The 2,089-nt window shown below is 71.4% G+C and carries 3 protein-coding genes and 1 pseudogene; all 4 read right to left on the reverse strand.

Annotated features, from left to right (window positions below; all coding sequences use genetic code 11):
• Nucleotides 1–240 (reverse strand): NAD(P)H-binding protein (locus tag PV363_RS17510; RefSeq protein ID WP_301023050.1); only part of this gene is annotated, 240 nt, incomplete at its 3' end.
• A gap of 11 nt (nt 241–251) precedes the next feature.
• Nucleotides 252–863 carry a dephospho-CoA kinase gene (coaE, locus tag PV363_RS17515; RefSeq protein ID WP_301023051.1) on the reverse strand — a complete coding sequence of 204 codons (612 nt, stop codon included), beginning with the start codon at nt 861–863 and terminating at the stop codon, nt 252–254.
• A complete protein-coding gene (locus PV363_RS17520; protein ID WP_301023052.1) occupies nt 860–1,636 on the reverse strand; it encodes a lipoate--protein ligase family protein in 777 nt (258 codons plus the stop codon). Before PV363_RS17520 ends, coaE begins: the two co-directional genes overlap by 4 nt.
• Before the next feature lie 91 nt (nt 1,637–1,727).
• A pseudogene (locus tag PV363_RS17525) lies at nt 1,728–2,089 on the reverse strand (hypothetical protein); the annotation flags it as partial.

The raw sequence follows: 2,089 nt of genomic DNA on the forward strand, positions 1-2,089 counted from the left end.
GTCGACGGTCAGGTCGGTCGGATCCACCCAGAACAGGGCGTCGACGCCCGCGGGCGCGCGCACGACGTAGTCACGGTCGTGCAGGTCTCCCTCCCTCACCTGCACGTAGGGCAGGAGGTCAGGGTCGAGTCTGGCCGCGTCTCGCAACAGGAGGACGGGCCGCGTGCCGGCCTGGACGAGCAGGCGCACGACATGCGCCCCGACGTGACCGGTTGGCGTTGTCACAGCGATGGTCGTCATGCGATCTGACGCTATCGGCGGTGTCTGACAGCCTCTGGGCTCAAGAGCGTGGTCCAGAGCTGCTCCACCTCGCGCGCGAGGTCGTCGAGCGAGCCGGTGTTGTCGATGACGACGTCGGCCGCCGCGAGTCGGTCATCACGTGACGCCTGAGCCGCGATCCGGCTCGCGGCTTCCTCGCGCGACATGCCCCGCTGGGTCACCAGGCGCTCGATCTGGACCTCGACCGGAGCGTCCACGACGACGACCAGGTCGAAGCGAGAGGCCTGCCCCGTCTCCACGAGGAGAGGGACGTCGTGGACCACGACAGCATCGGGCCCTGCCTGGGCCTCGAGGTCTGCGCCACGAGCACGGACCAGCGGATGGACGATGTCCTCGAGGTCTCGACGAGCCGACAGGTCGGAGAAGACCAGCGCGCCGAGCGCCGGACGGTCGAGCTGCCCGTCGGCGGTCAGCACATCGTCGCCGAAGCGTTCGACGACCGCAGCCAACCCCGGCGTACCAGGCTCGACCACCTCGCGCGCGAGCACGTCGGAGTCGATGATGACAGCGCCGCGGTCTCGCAGCAGGGTTGACACAGCGCTCTTGCCGGAGCCGATCCCCCCGGTCAGACCGACGCGGATCACGCGGTCCGCCGTGCGCCGAGGTCAGCGCCCACGCGATGGTCGCTCTTCAGGCTCTCCGCACGCTCGCGGGTCGCGTCGTCGAGCGGGACCACGTCGACGCTGGTCATGCGGTCGTACGCACGCAGCAACGTGCTCGCCACCGTGTCGACGTCGAGGCCGGGCACCTCGTCGTAGACCGCGCCCACCGAGCGGCGGCGCATGGGCAGCTCCAGGCGGTTGTGGATCACCGGCAGCGCCGCGCGGAGCATCGGGGCATCTCCGAGGACGATGACAGCGCTGAACAGCCAGGCGCCTCGCACCACGCGCTGTGCGGTGCCGACCAGCTTGACGAGGCCGCGTGCGTTGACGCTGTAGTCACCGGGGCAGTACTCCCCCGGGACAGCACCGACACGGGCATCGACACCGAGCTCGCCGAGGACCGAGGTCAGGAGGACCCCGTAGTCACGGAACCGGTCACGCATCCCTGTGCCCGGGTCGGGGTCGGGGCTGACGTGGTCCACGACCAGGGTCTGCTCGGTGTACGCGGCCACCCGGCCGCCCGCACCGCGGATGATCGGCTCGAAGCCGAGGGCACGACAGGCCTGCGCCGCAGAGGCGAAGCCAGGCCGGCGGACGTCCGAACGTCCGAACGCCGCGGTGGGGCCCACCGGGACGCTGATGCGCACCGTCGGCCCGATCTCACCGTCGGACGCCTGGCGGAGCAGGGCGTGCGCGGTCGCGACGTCGGTGACCGGGTCGTGGTCGACCGGCCGGGGGTCGAGGATGAAGCGCACGGGCACAGGCTACCTACCGCCCGTGGGACGCGACGAGGCCCCCGCCCAGATGGGCAGGGGCCTCGTGCAGCATGTCAACGGGAGCGGGTGATCACTCGCCGCCGGTCAGCTTGTCGCGCAGTGCCTGAAGCGCCTCGTCGGAGGCGAGCGCACCGCCGGTCGACCGGCCGTTGTCCTGCGAGGACGACGACGAGGACGACGAGCTGCTGGAGCCGCCGCCGGTGCTGCCGCTGCTGCTGCTGGCGCCACCGGACGAGTACGACGAGCCGCTCGCGGCCTGCTGGCCGGCCTCGCGGGCCGAGGCCTCGGCGTCCACGATCTGCTTCTTGTGGGCCTCCCAGCGCGAGTGGGCCTCGGCGTACTGCCGCTCCCAGGTCTCCCGCTGGTCGTCGAACCCCTCGCGCCACTCGCCGGTCTCCGGGTCGAAGCCCTCGGGGTAGATGTAGTTGCCCT

Source organism: Mumia sp. (genome assembly GCF_028803055.1).
GTDB lineage: Bacteria > Actinomycetota > Actinomycetes > Propionibacteriales > Nocardioidaceae > Mumia.